The 20,586-nt window shown below is 65.7% G+C and carries 21 protein-coding genes; 9 read left to right on the plus strand and 12 right to left on the minus strand.

The features are described 5' to 3' along the window. Position 1: 1 nt before the first annotated feature. A complete protein-coding gene (gene yfiB, locus KH389_RS03240; protein WP_058540757.1) occupies positions 2–493 on the plus strand; it encodes an outer membrane lipoprotein YfiB in 492 nt (163 codons plus the stop codon). Here the strand turns inward: yfiB and KH389_RS03245 are convergent. After that, positions 490–1,437, minus strand: a complete 948-nt coding sequence (locus KH389_RS03245; protein WP_043860715.1) for a LysR family transcriptional regulator — start codon at positions 1,435–1,437, stop codon at positions 490–492. The two genes, yfiB and KH389_RS03245, sit on opposite strands and share 4 nt — an antisense overlap. Before the next feature lie 134 nt (positions 1,438–1,571). On the opposite strand from KH389_RS03245, the gene KH389_RS03250 reads away from it, so the two are divergent. Then, positions 1,572–3,098, plus strand: a complete 1,527-nt coding sequence (locus KH389_RS03250; protein WP_043860714.1) for a CoA-acylating methylmalonate-semialdehyde dehydrogenase — start codon at positions 1,572–1,574, stop codon at positions 3,096–3,098. Positions 3,099–3,108: 10 nt separating this feature from the next. Beyond that, entirely contained in the window at positions 3,109–3,996 is an 888-nt protein-coding gene (gene mmsB / locus KH389_RS03255) for a 3-hydroxyisobutyrate dehydrogenase (protein WP_058540752.1), read from the plus strand. A 96-nt stretch (positions 3,997–4,092) separates the two neighbouring features. Here the strand turns inward: mmsB and KH389_RS03260 are convergent, their stop codons facing one another. The 7 genes from KH389_RS03260 to KH389_RS03290 are packed head-to-tail and all read right to left on the minus strand — an operon-like array spanning position 4,093 to position 10,802. Next, on the minus strand, positions 4,093–5,025 hold the full coding sequence (locus KH389_RS03260; RefSeq protein WP_043860712.1) for a phosphatidate cytidylyltransferase: 933 nt from the start codon (positions 5,023–5,025) through the stop codon (positions 4,093–4,095). A gap of 1 nt (position 5,026) precedes the next feature. Then, a complete protein-coding gene (locus KH389_RS03265) occupies positions 5,027–5,650 on the minus strand; it encodes a lysophospholipid acyltransferase family protein (protein ID WP_058540751.1) in 624 nt (207 codons plus the stop codon). Between the two features lie 10 nt (positions 5,651–5,660). Next, complete coding sequence (locus KH389_RS03270; RefSeq protein ID WP_058540750.1) at positions 5,661–6,116, minus strand: hypothetical protein; 456 nt, start codon at positions 6,114–6,116, stop codon at positions 5,661–5,663. Further along, on the minus strand, positions 6,113–7,432 hold the full coding sequence (locus KH389_RS03275; RefSeq protein WP_058540749.1) for a phosphatase PAP2/dual specificity phosphatase family protein: 1,320 nt from the start codon (positions 7,430–7,432) through the stop codon (positions 6,113–6,115). The genes KH389_RS03270 and KH389_RS03275 overlap by 4 nt, the downstream gene beginning before the upstream one ends. Beyond that, positions 7,429–9,186 carry a bifunctional alpha/beta hydrolase/class I SAM-dependent methyltransferase gene (locus KH389_RS03280; protein WP_058540748.1) on the minus strand — a complete coding sequence of 586 codons (1,758 nt, stop codon included), beginning with the start codon at positions 9,184–9,186 and terminating at the stop codon, positions 7,429–7,431. Before KH389_RS03280 ends, KH389_RS03275 begins: the two co-directional genes overlap by 4 nt. A gap of 30 nt (positions 9,187–9,216) precedes the next feature. Beyond that, complete coding sequence (locus tag KH389_RS03285; RefSeq protein ID WP_054916548.1) at positions 9,217–9,822, minus strand: CDP-alcohol phosphatidyltransferase family protein; 606 nt, start codon at positions 9,820–9,822, stop codon at positions 9,217–9,219. A 41-nt stretch (positions 9,823–9,863) separates the two neighbouring features. Next, positions 9,864–10,802: a LysR family transcriptional regulator gene (locus tag KH389_RS03290; RefSeq protein WP_213606874.1), complete on the minus strand. Its 939-nt coding sequence runs from the start codon at positions 10,800–10,802 to the stop codon at positions 9,864–9,866. A 77-nt stretch (positions 10,803–10,879) separates the two neighbouring features. Between KH389_RS03290 and KH389_RS03295 the strand changes: the two genes are divergently transcribed. Then, positions 10,880–11,644 (plus strand): sulfite exporter TauE/SafE family protein, encoded by a 765-nt coding sequence (locus tag KH389_RS03295; RefSeq protein ID WP_078481792.1) that lies wholly within the window; start codon positions 10,880–10,882, stop codon positions 11,642–11,644. On the opposite strand, the gene KH389_RS03300 is transcribed toward KH389_RS03295, so the two are convergent. Next, positions 11,634–11,948, minus strand: a complete 315-nt coding sequence (locus tag KH389_RS03300; RefSeq protein WP_043860704.1) for a putative quinol monooxygenase — start codon at positions 11,946–11,948, stop codon at positions 11,634–11,636. The two genes, KH389_RS03295 and KH389_RS03300, sit on opposite strands and share 11 nt — an antisense overlap. A gap of 186 nt (positions 11,949–12,134) precedes the next feature. Here KH389_RS03300 and mdaB point away from each other — a divergent pair, with 186 nt between their 5' ends. The 3 genes from mdaB to ggt all read left to right on the plus strand — a co-directional run bounded on the left by mdaB (position 12,135) and on the right by ggt (position 15,437). Then, positions 12,135–12,725, plus strand: a complete 591-nt coding sequence (mdaB, locus tag KH389_RS03305; RefSeq protein ID WP_054916551.1) for an NADPH:quinone oxidoreductase MdaB — start codon at positions 12,135–12,137, stop codon at positions 12,723–12,725. A 67-nt stretch (positions 12,726–12,792) separates the two neighbouring features. Next, positions 12,793–13,689 (plus strand): LysR family transcriptional regulator, encoded by an 897-nt coding sequence (locus KH389_RS03310; RefSeq protein ID WP_054916552.1) that lies wholly within the window; start codon positions 12,793–12,795, stop codon positions 13,687–13,689. Positions 13,690–13,769: 80 nt separating this feature from the next. Beyond that, on the plus strand, positions 13,770–15,437 hold the full coding sequence (ggt, locus tag KH389_RS03315) for a gamma-glutamyltransferase (protein ID WP_043860701.1): 1,668 nt from the start codon (positions 13,770–13,772) through the stop codon (positions 15,435–15,437). 97 nt (positions 15,438–15,534) lie between these two features. On the opposite strand, the gene KH389_RS03320 is transcribed toward ggt, so the two are convergent. Together KH389_RS03320 and ypfJ are read right to left on the minus strand one after the other, a co-directional pair. Next, positions 15,535–17,442, minus strand: a complete 1,908-nt coding sequence (locus KH389_RS03320; protein ID WP_043860700.1) for a methyl-accepting chemotaxis protein — start codon at positions 17,440–17,442, stop codon at positions 15,535–15,537. A 195-nt stretch (positions 17,443–17,637) separates the two neighbouring features. Further along, the gene (gene ypfJ / locus KH389_RS03325) at positions 17,638–18,522 is read right to left on the minus strand and encodes a KPN_02809 family neutral zinc metallopeptidase (RefSeq protein ID WP_043860699.1); all 885 of its coding nucleotides are present in this window, start codon (positions 18,520–18,522) and stop codon (positions 17,638–17,640) included. Positions 18,523–18,715: 193 nt separating this feature from the next. Between ypfJ and pcaH the strand changes: the two genes are divergently transcribed. Then, a complete protein-coding gene (gene pcaH / locus KH389_RS03330) occupies positions 18,716–19,435 on the plus strand; it encodes a protocatechuate 3,4-dioxygenase subunit beta (RefSeq protein ID WP_043860698.1) in 720 nt (239 codons plus the stop codon). An 11-nt stretch (positions 19,436–19,446) separates the two neighbouring features. After that, complete coding sequence (gene pcaG / locus KH389_RS03335) at positions 19,447–20,052, plus strand: protocatechuate 3,4-dioxygenase subunit alpha (RefSeq protein ID WP_043860697.1); 606 nt, start codon at positions 19,447–19,449, stop codon at positions 20,050–20,052. Positions 20,053–20,058: 6 nt separating this feature from the next. Here pcaG and KH389_RS03340 read toward each other — a convergent pair whose 3' ends face one another. Then, a complete protein-coding gene (locus tag KH389_RS03340; RefSeq protein WP_054916554.1) occupies positions 20,059–20,529 on the minus strand; it encodes a cupin domain-containing protein in 471 nt (156 codons plus the stop codon). Positions 20,530–20,586 lie beyond the last annotated feature (57 nt).

A 20,586-nucleotide genomic window follows, 5' to 3' on the forward strand; every position in this document is an offset into this window, starting at 1 on the left:
CCTGACTCGATACCTTCGCTTGCACCTGGCCTGTCTGGCCCTGGCCCTTTTCGCCCTCGGCGGCTGCCAGACCCCGCCGCCCAAGGGCCTGACCCCCGAGCAGATAGCCGTGCTCAAACAGGAGGGGTTCACCCCCACCGACGAGGGCTGGACCTTCGGCCTGTCCGGCAAGGTGCTGTTCGGCAGCGACCTGGATGCACTCAACACCCAGAGCCGCGAGATCGTCGAGCGTATCGGCAAGGCGCTGCTGTCGGTGCACATCGAGCGGGTGCGGGTGGATGGCCATACCGATTCGTCCGGCAAGGCCAGCTACAACGAACAGCTGTCGGCGCGCAGGGCGGCCAGTGTGGCCAGGGTGCTGGTGGGCGTGGGCATGCGCCCCGAGAACGTCGAGACCCGCGGCCTTGGCAGCCGCGAGCCGGTGGCCAGCAACGACACCGCCGCCGGCCGCACCGAAAACCGCCGCGTGGCGATCGTGGTCGCCTCCGACTAGTCGGCAAAACTCATCGTGTGCGACTCGCCCATCAGCAGGGGCGCGTTGCGCTCGGTCACGTCGCGGATGTAGTCCCACAGCAGCGTGATGCGCTTGAGCTTGCGCAGGTCTTCCCGGCAGTACATCCAGAACTGCCGGGTAATCTCCACTTCCCCCGGCAGCACCGGCACCAGCCGCGGGTCCTGTGCGGCCAGAAAACACGGCAGGATGGCCAGCCCGCGACCCTGCTGGGCCGCCACGTACTGGGCGATCACGCTGGTGCTGCGCAGGTGTGCGGTGGCGGTGGGCAGCAGGTTGGCCAGGTACAGCAGCTCGGAGCTGAATGCCAGGTCGTCCACGTAGCTGATGAACGGGTGCCGGGCCAGGTCGCTGCTGCGCAGGATCGGCTCGTGGTTGTCCAGGTAGTCGCGGGTGGCGTACAGGCGCAGGCGGTAGTCGCACAGCTTGCAGCACACATAGGGCCCGTGTTCCGGGCGCTCCAGCGCGATCACGATGTCGGCCTCGCGTTTGGACAGGCTGATGAAGTGCGGCAGCGGCAGGATATCCACCGAGATCGCCGGGTAGGCATCGACGAAGTGGCTCAACTGCGGGGTGATGAAGAAGCTGCCGAAGCCTTCGGTGCAGCCCATGCGCACATGCCCCGACAGCGCCACGCCCGAGCCGGACACCTGCTCGCAGGCCATGTGCAGGGTGCTCTCGATGGCCTCGGCATAGCTGAGCAGGCGCTGCCCCTCGGCGGTGAGCACGAAGCCGCTGGTGCGCGACTTTTCGAACAGCAACGTGCCCAGCGCCACCTCCAGCGAACTGATGCGCCGCGACACCGTGGTGTAGTCCACGCCCAGGCGCTTGGCGGCGCTGCTGGCCTTGCGCGTGCGCGCCACTTCGAGGAAGAACTTGAGGTCGTCCCAGTTCAGCGACCCCAGGGATGTGATGTTTTTTTGCATGTTGGTCCGGCTTTTATGTGCGTTCTTATTAGAAGTTTGCACATCTATACTCCAATTCAGCCCAGGACCCAAGCACCGTCGCGGCTGCCGCGTCGGCGTTTCTCTCCCTAACAATAAATCCAGGAGAACCCCTCATGAACGCATCCCTCACGCCCGGCCAGACCAAGGTCGACAGCGTCAAGCTGCTGATCGACGGCCAGTGGGTCGAGTCGAAAACCACCGAATGGCGCGACGTGGTCAACCCGGCCACCCAGCAGGTGCTGGCCCGCGTACCCTTTGCCACCGCCGAAGAAGTCGATGCCGCCATCGCTGCCGGCCAGCGTGCGTTCAAGACCTGGCGCGACACCCCGATCGGCGCGCGCATGCGCATCATGCTCAAGCTGCAGGCGCTGATCCGCGAACACTCCAAGCGCATCGCCGTGACCCTGAGCGCCGAGCAGGGCAAGACCATCGCCGACGCCGAAGGCGACATCTTCCGCGGCCTTGAAGTGGTCGAGCATGCGTGCTCCATCGGCACCCTGCAGATGGGCGAGTTCGCCGAGAACGTGGCCGGCGGCGTCGATACCTACACCCTGCGCCAGCCCATCGGCGTGTGCGCCGGCATCACCCCGTTCAACTTCCCGGCAATGATTCCGCTGTGGATGTTCCCGATGGCCATCGTGTGCGGCAACACCTTCGTGCTCAAGCCGTCCGAGCAGGACCCGCTGTCGACCATGATGCTGGTGGAGCTGGCGCTGGAAGCCGGTGTGCCGGCCGGCGTGCTCAACGTAGTGCACGGCGGCAAGCAGGTGGTGGATGCGCTGTGCACCCATACCGACATCAAGGCGATCTCGTTCGTCGGCTCCACCGAGGTCGGTACCCACGTGTACAACCTGGCCGGCCAGCACGGCAAGCGCGTGCAGTCGATGATGGGCGCCAAGAACCACGCCGTGGTGCTGCCCGACGCCAACCGCACGCAAACCCTCAATGCCCTGGTAGGTGCCGGTTTCGGCGCTGCCGGCCAACGCTGCATGGCCACCTCGGTGGCGGTGCTGGTGGGCAAGGCCCGCGAATGGCTGCCGGAGCTCAAGGCCCTGGCCGCCAAGCTCAAGGTCAACGCCGGCAGCGAGCCTGGCACCGATGTGGGCCCGCTGATCTCCAAGCGCGCCAAGGAGCGTGTGCTGGGCCTGATCGAAAGCGGCATCAAGGAAGGCGCCACCCTCGAACTCGATGGCCGCGACGTGCAGGTGCCCGGCTACGAGCAGGGCAACTTCGTCGGCCCCACGCTGTTCTCCGGCGTGACCACCGACATGCAGATCTACACCCAGGAAATCTTCGGCCCGGTGCTTGTGGTGCTGGAGGTCGACACCCTCGACGAGGCCATCGCGCTGGTCAACCGCAACCCGTTCGGCAACGGCACCGGCCTGTTCACCCAGAGCGGCGCCGCGGCGCGCAAGTTCCAGAGCGAGATCGACGTGGGCCAGGTGGGCATCAACATTCCGATCCCGGTGCCGGTACCGTTCTTCAGTTTCACCGGTTCGCGCGGCTCCAAGCTGGGTGACCTGGGCCCCTACGGCAAGCAAGTGGTGCAGTTCTACACCCAGACCAAGACCGTCACCGCGCGCTGGTTCGACGACGACAGCGTCAACGATGGCGTGAACACCACCATCAGCCTGCGTTAAGGAGTCGACCATGCGTATTGCATTCATCGGGCTGGGCAACATGGGCGCGCCGATGGCGCGCAACCTGATCAAGGCCGGCCATCAGCTCAGTCTGTTCGACCTGAACAAGGACGTACTGGCAGAGCTGGCCGAACTCGGCGGGCAGATCAGTGCCTCGCCCAAGGACGCGGCCAGCGCCAGCAAGCTGGTCATCACCATGCTGCCGGCCGCTGCCCATGTGCGCAGCGTGTACCTCAACGAAGACGGCGTGCTGGCCGGCGTACGCGCCGGTACCCCGGTAGTGGACTGCAGCACCATCGACCCGCAGACCGTGCGTGCGGTGCATGCAGCGGCGGCCAGGCAGGGTGTGGACCTGGCCGATGCACCGGTGTCGGGCGGCACCGGCGGCGCGGCGGCGGGTACCCTGACCTTCATGGTCGGCGCCAGTGAGGCGCTGTTCGCCACCCTGCAGCCGGTGCTGGCGCAGATGGGGCGCAACATCGTGCACTGCGGCGAGGTGGGTACCGGGCAGATCGCCAAGATCTGCAACAACCTGCTGCTGGGCATCTCGATGATCGGCGTGTCCGAGGCCATGGCCCTGGGCAATGCCCTGGGCATCGACACCAAGGTGCTGGCCGGCATCATCAACAGCTCCACCGGGCGTTGCTGGAGTTCGGACACCTACAACCCGTGGCCGGGCATCGTCGAGACGGCGCCGGCATCACGCGGGTACACCGGTGGCTTTGGTGCGGAGCTGATGCTCAAGGACCTGGGGCTGGCCACCGAGGCGGCGCGTCAGGCGCACCAGCCGGTGATTCTGGGCGCGGTGGCGCAGCAGCTGTACCAGGCGATGAGCCTGCGCGGGGAGGGTGGCAAGGACTTCTCGGCGATCATCGAGGGCTACCGCAAGCCCGAGTAGAAAGCATCGCGGGTCAAGCCCGCTCCCACAGGGACTGTGCTGTACCTGTGGGGGCGGGCTTGACCCGCGATCGAGTGCGCAGCACTCGCCTGGCCCTCAAGCCCACCAGTACCGTACAAAGTGAAAGAACACCGGCGCCGCGAAACATACCGAATCCATGCGGTCCAGCATGCCGCCGTGCCCCTCGATCATGTGCCCCCAGTCCTTCACCCCGCGGTCACGCTTGATCGCCGACATCACCAGCCCGCCAAAGAAGCCCATGACGTTCACGGTCAGCGCCATCAGCGCCGCCTGCCAGAAGGTGAACGGGGTGATCCAGAACAGCGTCGCGCCGATCAGCGTGGCCAGCGCCACACCGCCCAGCAACCCCTCCAGCGTCTTGGACGGCGACAGCCGCGGCGCTACCTTGCGCTTGCCGAACAGCTTGCCGCACACGTACTGCAGTACATCGGAAATCTGCACCACCAGAATCAGCCAGGCGATCAACAGCAGGTTGCGCCCCTCGAACCCGGGGATATCCAGCGTCATCAGGGCCGGTACCGACGACAGGCAGTACACCGCGATCATCAGCCCCCACTGCACCTTCGAGGCCCGCTCCAGAAAGCGCGTGGTATCGCCGCCGAAACTGGCCAGGATCGGCAGCAGCAAGAACAGGTACACCGGGATGAAGATGCTGAACAACCCGTACCAGTCCATCGCGATCAGCAGGTACTGCACCGGCAGCGCCACATAGAACGCCGCCACCAGTGCCGGGTAGTCGCCACGCCGGGTGGGCGTGAGGGTGAGGAACTCGCGCAGCGCATAGAACGACACGCAATAGAACAGCAGGATGACCCCCAGCTTGCCGAACACGAAGGCCAGGCCGATCACCAGCACCATCACCCACCAGGCATTGATGCGCGCATTGAGGTTGTCGATGACCGCGTGCGGGGCCGGGCCCGCGCGCCATTTGAGCAGGCGCCCGATCAGGCTGGCGAGCAGCAGCAGGCCACCGATACCGGCAAACAGCAGAAGTGTGTTGTGGTCCATCTCAGGATTCCTTGGGGGCCAGGGCCAGCAGGGCAAGGCGTGCCCGTTCCAGAAACGCGTGCTTGCTGTCATCGGGCAAGCGTTGCAGCGGCTCGCCGAAGCTCAGGGTGCACAGCAGCGGCAGGGGCAGGGCACGGCCCTTGGGCATCACCCGGTTGAGGTTGGCGATCCACACCGGGATCACCTCCACCTCGGGGTGGGCACTGGCCAGATGGAACAGCCCGCTCTTGAACGCCAGCAAGGGCTCGTCGCCCAGGTTGCGCGTGCCCTCGGGGAAGAAGATCAGTGAGTCGCCCTGCTCCAGCGCCGCATGGATCGGCTGCAAGGGGTCGCTCTGGGCCTCGCTGTGCTGGCGGTCGATCAGTACGCCGTTGAACACCCGGTTGATCAGAAATTGGCGAATGCCCGGTTTTTGCCAGTAATCGGCCCCGGCCACCGGGCGGGTGTGCCGGCGCAGTTCCTGGGGCAGCGAGGCCCAGATCAGCACGAAGTCCCCGTGGCTGCTGTGGTTGGCGTAGTACAGGCGTTGCACCGGCTGCGGTGTACAGCCCAGCCACAGGGCGCGGGCGCCCGTGATCAGGCGGGCCACCGAGGTGATGCCGAAGGCGGTGAGGGCGGCTAGCATGACGAGGTCCTTATCCGACGAGAGAAAGCCAGGGCAGGCACAGTATGCCGGCAATCGCCAGCAGTACCTGCACGCCAAGGCACAGCAGTTGCTGGCGCATCAGGCGCAGTGCGGCCCGGCTGCGCGCCTGCCAGTCGCGGTCGTCGACCGGGGCGGGCTTGAGCCCCAGGTCGAACAGCGCCTGGTCCAGCACGCGGGTAGTTGGCGACAAGGTTGCGGCCTGGGTGGCCAGGTGCGCGAACAGCTCAGCGTCCAGCGCAACACGCATGCCCCAGTATTTTTGCAGCAGGCCGGCTGCCAGCAGCATTACGCACAACAGGGCGCCAATCACAGGGGCCGGCGCGCCGGCAAGTGGCGCCAGGCCATAGGCCAGCGCCAGCAGGCTGATGCCGTCCGACAGGCGTTCCACCTGGCGCCCGCGCCGCAACAGGCTGGCCACCAGCGCCAGGTGGGTCTGGCTACTCACAGGCCGCCCCCCGCCGGCAGGCTGTCGATCACCTGGCGGTGCGCCGGGTGCAGCACGACCCCGGGGCGGGCCTGGGCGATCAGTTGCTGGGCCTGCTGCGCGTTCTGGCAGCGCCCGCCGAGTACCAGCCAGGCGGCCACGGCGCAGGCACTGCGCGAGTAACCCAGGGCGCAGCACACCAGTAGCGGGCCCTGCTGGCGCAGTCGCTCGATGGCCTGGGCCGCCTCGCGGCAACGTTCGGCACTGGGCACCACCAGGTCCAGGCAGGGCAGGCTGCAATAGGCCTGGCCCGGCGTGTGTGCCGCCGGCAGTTCTGCACACAGGTCGACCACCGCAGCAAACGATGCCGCCTGACCTCGTGCAGGCACCCGCCCCAGGTACACCCCCTCGCACACCTCGTCGGCCTGTGGATGGCGGCGCGTCCACCAACGCGAATTGAGCCAGGCGCCGATCAGGTACGGCGCCAGCAGCCAGCGCGCGGCATACGACAACTGGCCGCTCGGGTCTTTCTGAAACCCCTCGGCGCCCAACACGGCATAGTTGAGCGCCACCATCAGCAGTGCGAGGGCGGGCCACAACAGCAACAGGGCGATACCGCCGGCATACAGCGCCAGCCCACCCAGCACGGCGCTGCCCAGCGCGTAGTACGCGGCCAGGCGCCAGCGCCGGCGGTCACGGGTCGGCTGCAGGCTGCCCAGTACCGGCCGGCCCTCCACGGGCCACAGCCACACACACAGCGCGCCTGCCACTGCGCCACTGGGCACGTCGATGAAGTGGTGCTGCCAGGTGGTCAGCACCGACAAACCGATCAACCCCATCCAGCCATGCAGCAGCCAGCGCATCAGCCGCCCACGGGTGTGCCGGGCGAACATCGCCCAGATGATCACCAGCAGCGCGATGTGCAGCGAAGGGGCCTGGTTGAACGGCTTGTCGAAGCCCATCAGCACATCGAACAGCCAGCCGAACACGCCCTGCAGTTCAGGGCGCTCGAAGGTGAAGCGCAGCGGCCACAGCAGAAAGCCGGCGATGCAGATCAACTGTGCGCTCAGCAGGCGCAAGGCATGCCGGTCCATCTCCAGGCGGCTGAGCGGCAGCAGGAAGGACAACCCGTACAGCAGGTCGATGGACCAGTACGGCAGGATGGTCCACGGCCACAGCGGGATGCTGCTTTCCCAGGCGAACACCAGGCTGCCGACGTCGCTGCGCCCGGCGGTGAAGGTGTTGCTTAGGCCATAGCTCAAGAAGAACAGCGGCCCGAGCAACAGCAGCCAGAGCACGCCGCGCCGGATCAGGCCCGGCTCGCGCACTGTGCTCATTCAGCAACTCGCTGGGCCAGGCTGACGCTGAAGATGCCCCACTCGTCGATGCGCTGGCACACCTTGCGAAAGCCTGCCGCTTCCACCAGCTGGTCCATCTCCACCTGGCTGCGCCGACGCATCACCCAGGCCTGACCGGCGCGGTGGCTGGTCAGGGCGCGGGCGATCATCTCCAGCTGCGGGTGCCACGGCTGGCCGGTGTATACCAGGTAGCCGCCCGGCGCCACGGCCTGGGCCAGGCCGCCCAGCGAGTCGCCGACCATCTGGTTGCTGGCGAACAGTTCATACAGCCCCGATACCACCGCCAGACTCGGACGCGGTTCAAGGGTGGCCAGGCTCTGCGCATCGAAGGCATCGCCCTGCACGAAGCGGGCGATGTCGGCCAGGCCTTTGTGTTCGATCAGCGCCGTGCCTTCGCGCACGTTGAGCTCGCTGTAGTCGCGCAGCAGGATCGAATCCGGGCGCTGCTCCAGGCCCTGCAGGGCTTCGAGAATGTAGCGGCCATGGCCGGCGGCGATGTCGACGATATGCACCGGTGCGCCTTGTTCGCGCAGGCGCTCGATGGCCAGGCGCAACAGCTCTTCCACATGCAGCTTGCGCTGGCGGATGCCCTTCCAGCCGATGGCGTCGAGGTAGTTGCGGTCGATCATGCGGCCCAGCTTGCCCTTGCCGGTGGCCTGGTTGCGGTAGACGTAGTCCAGCGTGCTGCCCGAATCGAAACCGGTGTCGAAGCCCAGTTTGACCCCGCTCGACAGGCCCTTGCCCAGGCGCAGGCCGGCGCGGGTTGCGCGCCAGTACAGGTCGGCCGGCGAGTTGTGCGGCAGCGGCGCGGCCAGGCTTTCGGCCTCGGCGCAGCTGGCGCCGAGCTGGTCGGCATCGAGCAGCGACGGGCGCTGGGGCGCCACGCTGAAGCAGTGCTCCACGAAGCGCCGGATACGCGCCAGCGCATGCCCGCGATCACGCTCGCCGAGGGTGTCGTGGAAGAAGCCGGGCAGCACGTGCTTTTCCTTGTGCACGCTGCCCAGGCGCTCGAAGAACTGCTCCTGCGGCTGGCGCTTGACCACGAAGTCGGCGCCGGAAATCAGCAATTGGGTCGGCACCTGGATCGCCTGGGCATCGGCCACCACGCGATCGGCAGCTTCGTACAGCCCAAGCAGCATGTTCACCGAAATCGGCCGGCTGATCAGTGGGTCGTTTTCATACGAGGCGATGCGCTCGGGGTCGTGGCTGAGCAGGCGCGGCTTGACGTAGCTGTTGACGAAGAAGTTGCCGCGCCAGGCGCGCATCAGCTTGAGCCCCGGGCGGGCGAACGGCACGTACAGCTTGACCTTGAAGGCCGGCGAGGCGAGCACCAGGCAGCGCACCTTCGGCGCATAGTCATGCGCCCAGGTTGCGATCAGCACGGCGCCGACGCTTTGCGCCAGCACCGCCATGTCCTGTTCGTCGATGGCATGCTCGCGGGCGATGTGCTCGATGAAGGTCTGCACATCGCGCACGCTGCACGCGAAGCTCGGGCTGTCGCCACGGGCCCCGGGCGACTCGCCATGGCCACGGGCGTCCCAGGCGAAGAAGTCATGGCCGGGCAGGTCGAGTTCATCCACCAGGTGGGCCATGCGCCCGCCGTGTTCGTGGCCACGGTGGAACAGCACCACGGCGCGGCGCGGCTGGCCGGGCTGGCGGTTGGCCGGCCAGTGGCGGTAATGCAGCTCTACGCCGTCATGGGTGGTGAAATGCAGGGATTGCGCGGTGCGCATGGCAAATATCCTTATCTGGCTCGGAGGGCTTCAGCGGGGTTGCGCCAGGCCTCGGCTCACCCGGTTGTAGAGGGTATGAAGCGACAGCAGCAGCACCACCAGCAACACGCCGTTGAGCCACGCTGCGCTCAGCAGGCCGGTGGCCACGCCGGCACCGAGCACACCGAACACGAAGGCACGGTCGCTCTTGCCCATCGGGCCGTCATAACGGCGTTCGGCGCCTACCAGGGGGCCCATCACCCCGGCGTATTCGCTCACCAGCGCGGCCAGCACCACAATCACCACCAGCGCCGGCGACACGCCCGGCAGCAGGGCGAAGGGCAGGTACAGTGCGCTGTCGGCGACCACGTCGCACAGCTCGTTGAGGTAGGCACCCAGGCGTGACTGCTGGCCGAATTCCCGGGCGAGCATGCCGTCGATGGCGTTGAGCGCCATGCGCAGCAGCATCCAGGCCGGCACCAGGGCGAACAGCCAGGTGATGTGCGGTGCGGCGGCCAGCAGCAGGCCGAGCGCCACACTGACCGCCGCGGCGGCGACCGTCACCTGGTTGGCAGTTATGCCGCGCTCGTACAGACGCTTGACCATAGGGCGCAGCAGCGCCTGGAAGCGCGGTTTCAACTGGTAGATCGACGGCACGGAAAACTCCCTTTACGGCTCGTAGGCACGGCATTGTCTTGTTACATAGCGGTGCGCGAAGGCGATTGTGGGTGGATTGTCCCTGCCGGGGCAATAGCGCCTGCCGACAAGCTTTGCAGAAGTGTGCGCGTGTGCCCGGGAAGCGCCGAAAAATTGCGGCTGCACAGGCGCAGCTGGCGTTGTGCCCAGGGTTCGTCCAGCGCCAGGCTGTGCAGCACCAGCACCCCTTGCCAGCGTTGCACGGCAGCCTGCGGCACGATGCCCAGGCCTGCGCCATGGGCCACCATGCGTATCACCCCGTCGAAGCCTTCGGCACGTACCCGCACCTGCAGCCGGCGCCCCAGGTGCAGGGCCTGTTCCTCCAGGTACAGGGCCAGGGCGCTGTCTGCCTGCAGGCCGACATGGCCATGTTCAAGGGTGTCGGCAAAGCGCAGGTGCGGGTGGCTGGCCAGCGGGTGATCCGGCGCCATGATCAGCACCAGCGGGTCGTCGCGAAACGCCACGCTCTGCAGGTGCTCGCTGGCCACGGCATTGGAGATGATGCCCAGGTCGGCCTCGCCCTGGGTGATCGCCTGCACGATACGCAGGCTGGGCAATTCGACCACGTCCACGTCGATGGCCGGGTGGCGGGCCAGAAACGTCGCCAGCAGTTCGGGCAGGTACTCGGTCAGCGCCGCGGTGTTGCACAGCAGCCGCACCTGGCCCTGCAACCCCTGGGCATACTGGCCCAGGTCGAATTGCAGCCGCTGCACCTGCTGGCCGATCTGGCGCGCATGGTTGACCAGGGCTTGGCCGGCGGCCGTGGGTTGCACGCCGCGCCGGTTGCGCTGCAGCAGCGGTACGCCCAGCGAGCTTTCCATGGCGCGAATGCGCGCGCTGGCCGCCGGCAGCGACAGGTGGCTGCGCTGGGCGCCGGCGGTGATGTTGCCGCACTCCACGGTGTGCAGAAACAGTCGTAGGTCAATCAGATCGAAATGCATGAGCCTCTGCCTGGGCAATAGTCTGGCTCAGTATATGGCAACTGTTCAGGGACGTGCGGGCAGGGCAGCATGGGCCCATGACGACTTTATTCGGCTTCTATCAGGCTATCGGCCCGGCGCTATCGCTGCTGGTTGTGCTTACCTTCGTGCTGGCAGGCACGGTCAAAGGCGTGATCGGCCTGGGCCTGCCCACCGTGGCCATGGGGTTGCTGGGGCTGGCTATGTCACCGGCGCAGGCTGCCGCGCTGCTGATCGTGCCGTCGACGGTCACCAACCTTTGGCAGCTGGCGGCGGGTGGCCACTTGCGTGCATTGCTGCGCAGGCTCTGGCCGATGCAATTGATGATCTTCATCGGTACCTTGCTGGGCAGTGTCTGGCTGGGCATCGACAGTGGCGCGTGGGCGGCGCACGCATTGGGCGCGGCGTTGCTGGTGTATGCGCTGTACGGCCTGTGCCACCCAGGCCTGCACCTGGCCCCCCGCCACGAGCGCTGGCTGGGCCCGCTGTGCGGGTTGGTGACGGGCATCATCACCGCCGCCACCGGGGTGTTCGTGATACCGGCCGTACCGTACCTGCAGGCCCTGGGCCTGCACCGTGAACAGATGGTGCAGGCGCTGGGCCTGTCGTTCACCGTCTCGACCCTGGCGCTGGCCGTGGGCCTTGCCGGGCAGGGCGCACTGGGCGGCGAGGCGCTGGGGGCCTCGCTGGTGGTGCTGATACCGGCATTGCTGGGCATGTGGCTGGGCCAGTGCCTGCGTCAGCGCATCAGTGCCGTGCTGTTCAAACGCTGCTTTTTCATCGGCCTGGCGCTGCTGGGCGCCCATCTGGCGCTCAACGGCTAGCCGAGGACGGGCTGAGCATCTCGATCAACTGGATGTCGAAGTCGCGCTCAAGGTATTCCATGCGCCGCTCGGCAAACTGCTGCATGTGCGGCAGCGCCGAATGCACATCCAGTGCGGCCTTGCTGGCCCAGATTTCGTAGAACACGAACAGGCTCGGGTCCTGCCGGTCGCGCAGCATGTGGTACTCGATGCAGCCGGGCTCGGCACGGCTGGGTTCTACATAGCTGCGAAACAGCGCCTCGAACTCCTCGGCCTTTTCGGGGCGGGTCTTGGCTTTGAGGATGAAACCGTAGGGTTCGCTCATGGGGAGGTTCCTGTAAAAAGTGAGCCAATCTTATTTCAACAATAAGCGCTGAATTCGTGCTTTTTGGTCAAAAGCGTTTTGCCCGCGCGAGGGTATTTCCGCTGCGCTGAACTGATTAATCTGCCGCCATCACATTCACCGGGCCGCCCCTTCTGTTGGCCGCCCCGAACACACATGAGGCAGATGATGAAGAAGATCCTGTTGCTCAACGGCGGCAAGCAGTTCGCCCACTCCGATGGCCGCCTGAACGAGACCCTGCACGAGGCCGCGCTGGCGTTTCTCGACCGCGCCGGTTTCGACGTCAGGAGCACCTACATCGATGGCGGCTACGACGTTGCCGAAGAAGTGCAGAAGTACCTCTGGGCCGACGTGGTCATCTACCAGATGCCCGGTTGGTGGATGGGCGCGCCGTGGACCGTCAAGCAGTACCTGGACGAAGTGTTCACCGCCGGCCACGGCAGCCTCTACGCCAGCGACGGGCGCACCCGCTCCGATGCGTCGAGCAAGTACGGCAGCGGCGGCCTGATCCAGGGCAAGCAGTACATGCTGTCGCTGACCTGGAACGCACCGCAGGAAGCGTTCGACGATCCGGCGCAGTTTTTCGAAGGCAAGGGCGTGGACGCGGTGTACTTCCCGTTCCACAAGGCCAACCAGTTCCTGGGCATGAGCGGTCTGCCGACCTACCTGGCCACCGACGTGATGAAGAACCCCAACGTCGAGGCTGCCGTGGCCGGCTACGAGCAGCACCTGGCCCGGGTTTTCCACACTGGCGCCTGATGAAGGGTTGCGCGGGCAACGCCAAGCGGCTATCTATCACGGCTGAACGCCACACCAGGGAACAGCCGTGAAAGCCAGGTCCGATGAATTGCAGATGTTCGTCTCGGTCATCGAGTGCGGCTCTATTTCCGCCGCCGCCGAACAGGGCGGGCAGACCCCGTCGGCCATCAGCCGCAGCCTGTCGCGGCTGGAGGCCAAGCTGGGCACCACGCTGATCAACCGCACCACGCGGCGCATGGACCTCACCGAAGAGGGGCGGTTTTTCTTCGAGCGTGCCAAGGCCATCCTGCAACAGATGGACGAACTCGAAGAGCGCCTGAGCCTGCACCGCCAGACCCCGTCCGGGCGCCTGCGCATCAATGCGGCGGCGCCGTTCATGCTGCATGCCATCGTGCCCTGGGTGGGGGAGTTCCGCCAGCTGTACCCGGATATCCAGCTGGAGCTCAACACCGACGACCTGATCATCGACCTGCTCGAACAGAGCACCGATATCGCCATCCGCATCGGCGAGCTGGCCGACTCCAGCCTGCACGCCCGCTCGCTGGGGTGCAGCCCGCTGCATGTGCTGGCCAGCCCCGCGTACCTTGCGCGGCGCGGTACGCCACGGCATGTGGAGGAACTGGCCGGGCATTCGCTGCTGGGCTTCACCCAGACCGAAACCCTCAATCACTGGCCGCTGCGCCACACCGAAGGCGACCGCCTGGCGATCCGCCCCGACCTGTGCGCCTCCAGCGGCGAAACCCTGCGCCACCTGGCGCTGGCCGGCGAAGGCATTGCCTGCCTGTCGCACTTCATGACCCACGAAGACCTCCAGGCCGGCCGCCTGCAACTGGTGCTGGCCGAGGCCAACAGCGGCTATCGCCAGCCGATCAATGCGGTGTACTACCGCAACTCGCAACTGGCCCTGCGTATCCAGTGCTTTCTGGATTTCATCCAGCACAAGCTGTCGATCTACGCCTGCTGAAAACCGCAGGCGGCATTTGAAAAATCCCTGGGCATGCGCCTTAATGGTTGTTCGATAAAAACAACACCAAGGAAACCCGCATGCGCACTCTGATGTTTCGAACGCTGACCTTGAGCGCTGCGATCGTCGCCAGCTCATCAGCCTATGCCGTGACGCTGGACGGCGGCGCGGTGGCCGCGCCCGATCAATATGGTGCACAGGTCGCCGCCGACATCCTCAAGAAGGGCGGCAACGCAGTGGACGCCGCGGTGGCCACTGCCTTCACCCTGGCCGTTACCTACCCCGAGGCCGGCAACATCGGCGGCGGCGGTTTCATGACCCTGTACATGGATGGCAAACCCTACTTCCTCGACTACCGTGAAGTGGCGCCCAAGGCGGCCAGCCGCAACATGTACCTGGACGACAAAGGCGAGATCATCGAGAACCTCAGCCTGGTGGGCGCCCGGGCCGCCGGGGTGCCGGGCACGGTGATGGGCCTGTGGGAGGCGCACCAGAAGTTCGGCAAGCTGCCCTGGGCCGAGCTGCTGACCCCGGCGGTGGGCTACGCGAAGAACGGCTTCAAGATCGCCGCCAAGCAGTACCAGTACCGCGAAGATGCCCAGGGGCTGTTCAAGGACAGCACCAACTTCAACGACTATTTCGGCAGCATGAAGGTGGGCGAGACCTTCAGGCAGCCCGAGCTGGCGCAGACCCTGGAGCGCATTGCCGACAAGGGTGTGAGCGAGTTCTACCAGGGCAAGACCGCCGACCTGCTGGTGGCGCAGATGCAGGCCGACAAGGGCCTGGTCAGCAAGGAAGACCTCAAGGACTACAAGGCCGTGTGGCGTGAGCCGATGGGCATCGAATGGCGTGGCAACGTGGTCTACACCGCGCCGCTGCCCAGCTCGGGCGGCATCGCGCTGGCGCAGTTGCTGGGCATAAAGGAAAACCGCGCAGCCGACTTCAAGGGTGTCGAGCTGAACTCGGCACGCTACATCCACCTGCTTTCGGAAATCGAGAAGCGTGTGTTCGCCGACCGTGCCGACTACCTGGGCGACCCGGCGTTTTCCAAGGTGCCGGTGGCGCAGCTGATTGCCAAGGACTACCTGGCCAAGCGCGCGCAAGAGGTCAACCCGACCGCCATCTCCGACACCGCCAAGGTGCGCCCTGGGCTGGAGCCGCACCAGACCACGCACTTCTCCATCGTCGACAAGCAGGGCAACGCGGTCAGCAACACCTACACCCTGAACTGGGACTACGGCAGCGGCGTGGTGGTGAAGGGCGCGGGCTTCCTGCTCAATGACGAGATGGACGACTTCAGTGCCAAGCCGGGTGTGGCGAACGCCTTCGGTGTGGTCGGTGGCGATGCCAATGCCATCGAGCCGGGCAAGCGCATGCTGTCGTCGATGGCCCCGAGCCTGGTGACCCGCGATGGCAAGGTCACGCTGGTGCTGGGTACGCCGGGTGGCTCGCGGATCTTCACCTCGATCTTCCAGGTGCTCAACAACCTGTACGACTACAACCTGCCGCTGGAGAAGGCGGTGGCGGCGCAGCGTGTGCACCACCAGTTGCTGCCCAAGGACACTATCTACTACGACGCCTATGCGCCGCTCGATGGCAAGGTGGCCGAGGAACTGAAGAAGATGGGCTACACCCTGGAGGACCAGGGCTGGGAGATGGGCGATATCCAGGCGATCCGGGTGACGGGTTCGGCGCTGGAAACCGCGTCTGACCCGCGTGGACGCGGGGTGGGGCAGGTCGTCAAGTAAGGGCTGACAGCATCGCGGGCCAAGTCCGCTCCCACAAGGTTTCGCTGAACCTGGTGGGAGCGGGCTTGACCCGCGATGGTTACGCCGTCCGATGCGGTCAGACGCGGAAGTGGCTGACCAGCATCTGCAACTGATTGCCCAGGCGCGCCAGCTCGACGCTGGATGCCGCCGTCTCCTGGCTCGCCGCCGCCGTCTGCTCCGACACATCACGCACGTTCAGGATGCTGCGGCTGATCTCTTCGGCCACCGCGCTCTGCTGCTCGGCCGCCGCAGCGATCTGCTGGTTCATCGACTGGATGTTAGACACCACGCGGGTGATGTTCTCCAGCGAGGCACCCGCCTTGCGCGTCAGCTCCACGCTGCTGTCGGTCAGGCTGCGGCTGCCATGCATCACGTTGGCCACCTGCTGGGTGCCGCTTTGCAGGCCCGCCACCAGCACCTCGATTTCCTCGGTGGACTTCTGGGTGCGCTGCGCCAGGCCGCGCACTTCATCGGCCACCACGGCAAAACCACGCCCGGCTTCACCCGCCCGTGCCGCTTCGATCGCGGCGTTGAGCGCCAGCAGGTTGGTCTGTTCGGCCACCGACTTGATCACGTCCATCACGCTGCCGATCTTCTGGCTTTCCTGCTGCAACTGGCCCATGGCCTCGGTGGAACGGTTGACCTCGACCGCCAGGCGCTCGATCTGCGCGATGGCCTGGGCCACCACCTGGTCACCGGCGCGGGCCTGGCCGTCGGCGTCGGTGGCGGCCTCGGACGCCTGCTCGGCATTGCGCGCCACTTCCTGCACGGTGGCCGCCATTTCGTGCATGGCGGTGGCCACCTGGTCGGTCTCGACCTTCTGGCTGTTGACCCCGGCGTTGGTCTGCTCGGTGACCGCCGACAGCTCTTCGGCCGCGCTGGCGATCTGGGTCACGCCGTCACGGATGCCGCCGATCAGGTCGCGCAGGGTTTCGCCCATGCGCTGGATGCCTTGTTGCAGCACGCCCAGTTCGTCACGGCGGGTGACGCGCAGGGTGTGGGTCAGGTCGCCGGTGGCGATCTTCTCCACCACTTCCAGGGTTTCGCGCAGCGGGCGGGTGATCTGGCGGGTGATGATGATCGCCGCCAGCACGCCGAACAGCAGCGCCGCCAGGGTGCTTGCCAGTTGCCAGGTACGCGCCTGGGCACTTTCGAGGTCGCGACGTTGCAGCTGGATGGCGTACAGCTCATCGCTCAGGCGCACGATGTCGTAGCCCTGGGTGGTCATTTCCTTGCGCGCCTCGCCGATCGCCGTGTTGGCGGCCTTGAAGCTGCGCACCGCTTCGGCGTAGTGCAGGGTGGCGGCCTCGAGCGGTCGGGCACGAGCATCGGTGGCGGCCAGCTGGCGGGTTTCGGCCAGGGTGGCGTCGAGCTGGCGGGCGGCGACCTGTTCGGTTTCCGGGGTGAGGTCGGCGATGTAGCCGCGCACCTCGAAGCGGGCCAGCAGCAGGTGCTGGCGTACGGTGGTCAGGCGCTTGAGATGTTCCAGGCGCTCGCTGTCACTCTGGCCAGAGGACAGGCTGTCGGCCAGCAGGGTTTCCATCAGGGCACCGGCCTCATTGGCGGTAACGCCCATGCTGCGGCGCGCTTCGCCACCCTGCTTGTAGGCGCTGCGCATCTTGGCCAGGGACACCTCGTAGGCGGCGACCACCTGCGCCTGTTCGCGCAGCAGCTTGACGTTCTCCGGGCTCTTGAAGGTGTTCAGCAGGTTCTGCTGGCGGGCCTTGAAGGTATCCAGCTTGGCCTGGACATTCTGCGCGAGCTTGTCGTCACCGTCGGCAATCATGTACTGCAGGCGGGCGATGCGCAGTTCGGTGAGCTCGTTGTTGAGCTGGGTGATGTCGCTCATCCAGTTGCTGCGGTCGATCAGACCGCCCAGGCTGGTCCAGCCGGTCAGGGCCAACAGGCCGGTCAGCAGCAGCACCAGGCCGAAGCCCAGGGCGAGTTTCAGGTTGACGCTGATATTGGCAAACCAGCTGTTCATGCGATCCCTCCAGGATTCTGTGCGCTCTTTGATCTAAATCGCTGGAGGTTGTTTTTCTTGGAGGCCAGCTGACGTGAGCTGCCTTTATCGGCGGGATGTTGCAGAGCTGAAACGCTTTTTCTCCAATTCCGACGAAAACCATCAACAAAATGTTTAGGGTGTTTGCGCCAGGCCGCAAACACCCCATTACAGGCGTCAGAGTCTGCTGGCGCCAAAGGTGTCGCACTGGTTGAGGTCGCCCTTGGCGAAGCCGGTCTTGAACCAGCGCACGCGCTGCGCGGAAGTGCCGTGGGTGAACGAGTCGGGCACCACGCGGCCCTTGCTCTGCTGCTGCAGGCGGTCATCGCCGATCGCGTTGGCGGCGTTCAGGGCCTCTTCGATATCGCCCGGCTCCAGCCAGTTATGGCGTTGCTGTGCCTGGTAGGCCCACACGCCGGCCAGGCAGTCGGCCTGCAGTTCCTGACGTACCAGCAGGCCGTTGTCGCCTTGCAGGCGCTGGCCGCTGCGACGGGCCTGGTCGATCCTGGCTGACACCCCCAGCAGGGTCTGCACATGGTGGCCGACCTCGTGGGCGATCACGTAGGCCTGGGCAAAGTCGCCCGCTGCCGCGAAGCGGGTTTCCATCTCCTTGAAGAAGCTCATGTCCAGGTACACCTGCTGGTCGGCCGGGCAATAGAACGGGCCGGTCGCCGACGAGGCAAAGCCACAGGCGGAGTTGACCTGACCGCTGAACAGCTTGAGGGTCGGGTCCTTGTACTGGCGCCCGGCCTGGGCAAACAGGGCGCGCCAGGTGTCCTCGGTGTCGCCCAGGATGCTGGCGACGAACTCGGCCTGTTCGTCGCCGGCCGGTGGTGCCTTGCGCTCGCCGGTGCTTGCCGGCGCGCTCTGTTCGCTCATCTGCCCGCTCAGCTGGCCAAGGATCTGCATCGGGTCCTGCCCGGTCAGCAGGCCGATCCCCACGATCAGTACCACCGCCGTCAGGCTCAGGCCCTTGCCGCCCAGGCGCATGCCACCACCACCGCCGCCTTCACCGCGAGCGTCGACCACGTTGTCGCTGCGCCTGCCTTTTCGCCAGAGCATGAGCGTTCTCCCAAGCTTGAAATATGAAGATAAAGATTAGTCCACCCGGCCCGGCGGCGTCAGCGCTTTGGACATAACCATACGGTTATGGGTTCAAGGGTTCTTTTCAATGTTCGCCGGTGCATGCCTCGGCCACACTGCCCATCACTCCTGCCCGTACAGGCCTCCAAAAATCCAATAAGAGGAGAACGGCATGTCTGCACAAGACACCAGTCGTTTCGTTATCCGTGATCGGAACTGGCATCCGAAAGCCCTTACCCCCGACTACAAGACCTCCGTCGCGCGCTCGCCTCGCCAGGCGCTGGTGAGCATTCCACAGTCCGTCAGCGAAAGCACTGGGCCGGATTTCTCCCACCTGAAATTTGCCGAGCACGACAATGACCTGCTGCTGAACTTCAACCACGGCGGCCTGCCCATCGGCGAGCGCATCATCGTGGCCGGGCGCGTGTGCGACCAGTATGGCAAGCCGATCCCGCACACCCTGGTCGAAATGTGGCAGGCCAATGCCGGCGGCCGCTATCGCCACAAGAACGATCGCTATCTGGCGCCGCTGGACCCCAACTTCGGGGGTGTGGGGCGCGCGCTGACCGACAGCGAGGGCTACTACAGTTTCCGTACCATCAAGCCGGGCCCGTACCCGTGGCGCAACGGCCCCAACGACTGGCGCCCGGCGCATATCCACGTGTCGATCAGCGGCCCGTCGATTGCCACGCGTCTGATCACCCAGCTGTACTTCGAAGGCGACCCTCTGATCCCGATGTGCCCGATCGTCAAGTCGATCGCCAACCCGGACGCGGTACAGAGCCTGATCGCCCGGCTCGACATGGCCAATGCCAACCCCATGGACTGCCTGGCCTACCGCTTCGACATCGTTCTGCGCGGCCAGCGCAAGACCCACTTCGAAAACCGCTGAGGAGCCCCGCCATGCCTATCGAACTGCTGCCGGAAACCCCATCGCAGACCGCCGGCCCCTACGTGCACATCGGCCTGGCCCTGGAAGCGGCCGGCAACCCGACCCGTGACCAGGAAATCTGGAACCGCATGGCGCGCAGCGATGCGCCCGGCGAGCACATCCTGCTGATCGGTCACGTCTACGACGGCAACGGCCACCTGGTGCGCGACTCGTTCCTGGAGTTCTGGCAGGCCGACGCGGCCGGGCAGTACCACAGCGAATTCAACCTGGAACAACCGTTCAACAGCTTCGGACGCACCGCCACCACCTTCGATGCCGGTGAATGGACGCTGCAGACGGTCAAGCCCGGTGTGGTCGCCAATGCCGCCGGCGTGCCGATGGCACCGCATATCAATGTCAGCCTGTTCGCCCGCGGCATCAACATCCATCTGCACACGCGGCTGTACTTCGACGACGAGGGCCAGGCCAATGCCAAGTGCCCGGTGCTCAACCTGATCGAACAGCCACAACGCCGCGAGACCTTGGTCGCGCGGCGCTGCGAAGTGGATGGCAAGCTGGCCTACCGTTTCGATATTCGCATCCAGGGTGAAGGCGAAACGGTGTTCTTCGATTTCTGAGGCCGCCTAGCGGGGCACCGGGTTCAGGTCGAAGTGGTTGCGCTGGTACTGGAACAGCAGGCAAGGCTCCTTCTTGGCGGTCATCTTGCAACCGCTCTCATGTTCCAGCCCGGCCGGCAACTGGTAGTACGAACCGGCCGGGTACTCGGTCTCGACCAGCTTGCCGTTCTTGTCCTTGATGCGGGCGTAGAACACGCCGCTCAGCACCACGGTCGGCAACGTCTCGGTGTGGGTGTGGTAGCCATTGTTCACACCGGGCCGGAAACTGACGAAGGCCTCGTAGGCACCATTGCCCAGGATGTCGCCCTGCACGTTGGCGTAGGTGACGTTGTTGTTGGTGCCCGGTACCACTTTCCAGGTCAGCGCATTTTTCGGCAGGGAGATGAGTGGGGCGGTGCAGTAGCAGACCGCAGCCACGGCGGTAGTGGCGCAAGCTGCCAGCAGCAAGCCGGCGGCGGTAACTCGAAGTGCTTTCATGGTTGAAACCCTCTGATGAACAATCGAAAGAAGGTTAATCAAACAACGAACGCACAA

It is taken from the genome of Pseudomonas qingdaonensis (genome assembly GCF_018398475.1).
Lineage (GTDB): Bacteria > Pseudomonadota > Gammaproteobacteria > Pseudomonadales > Pseudomonadaceae > Aquipseudomonas > Aquipseudomonas palmensis.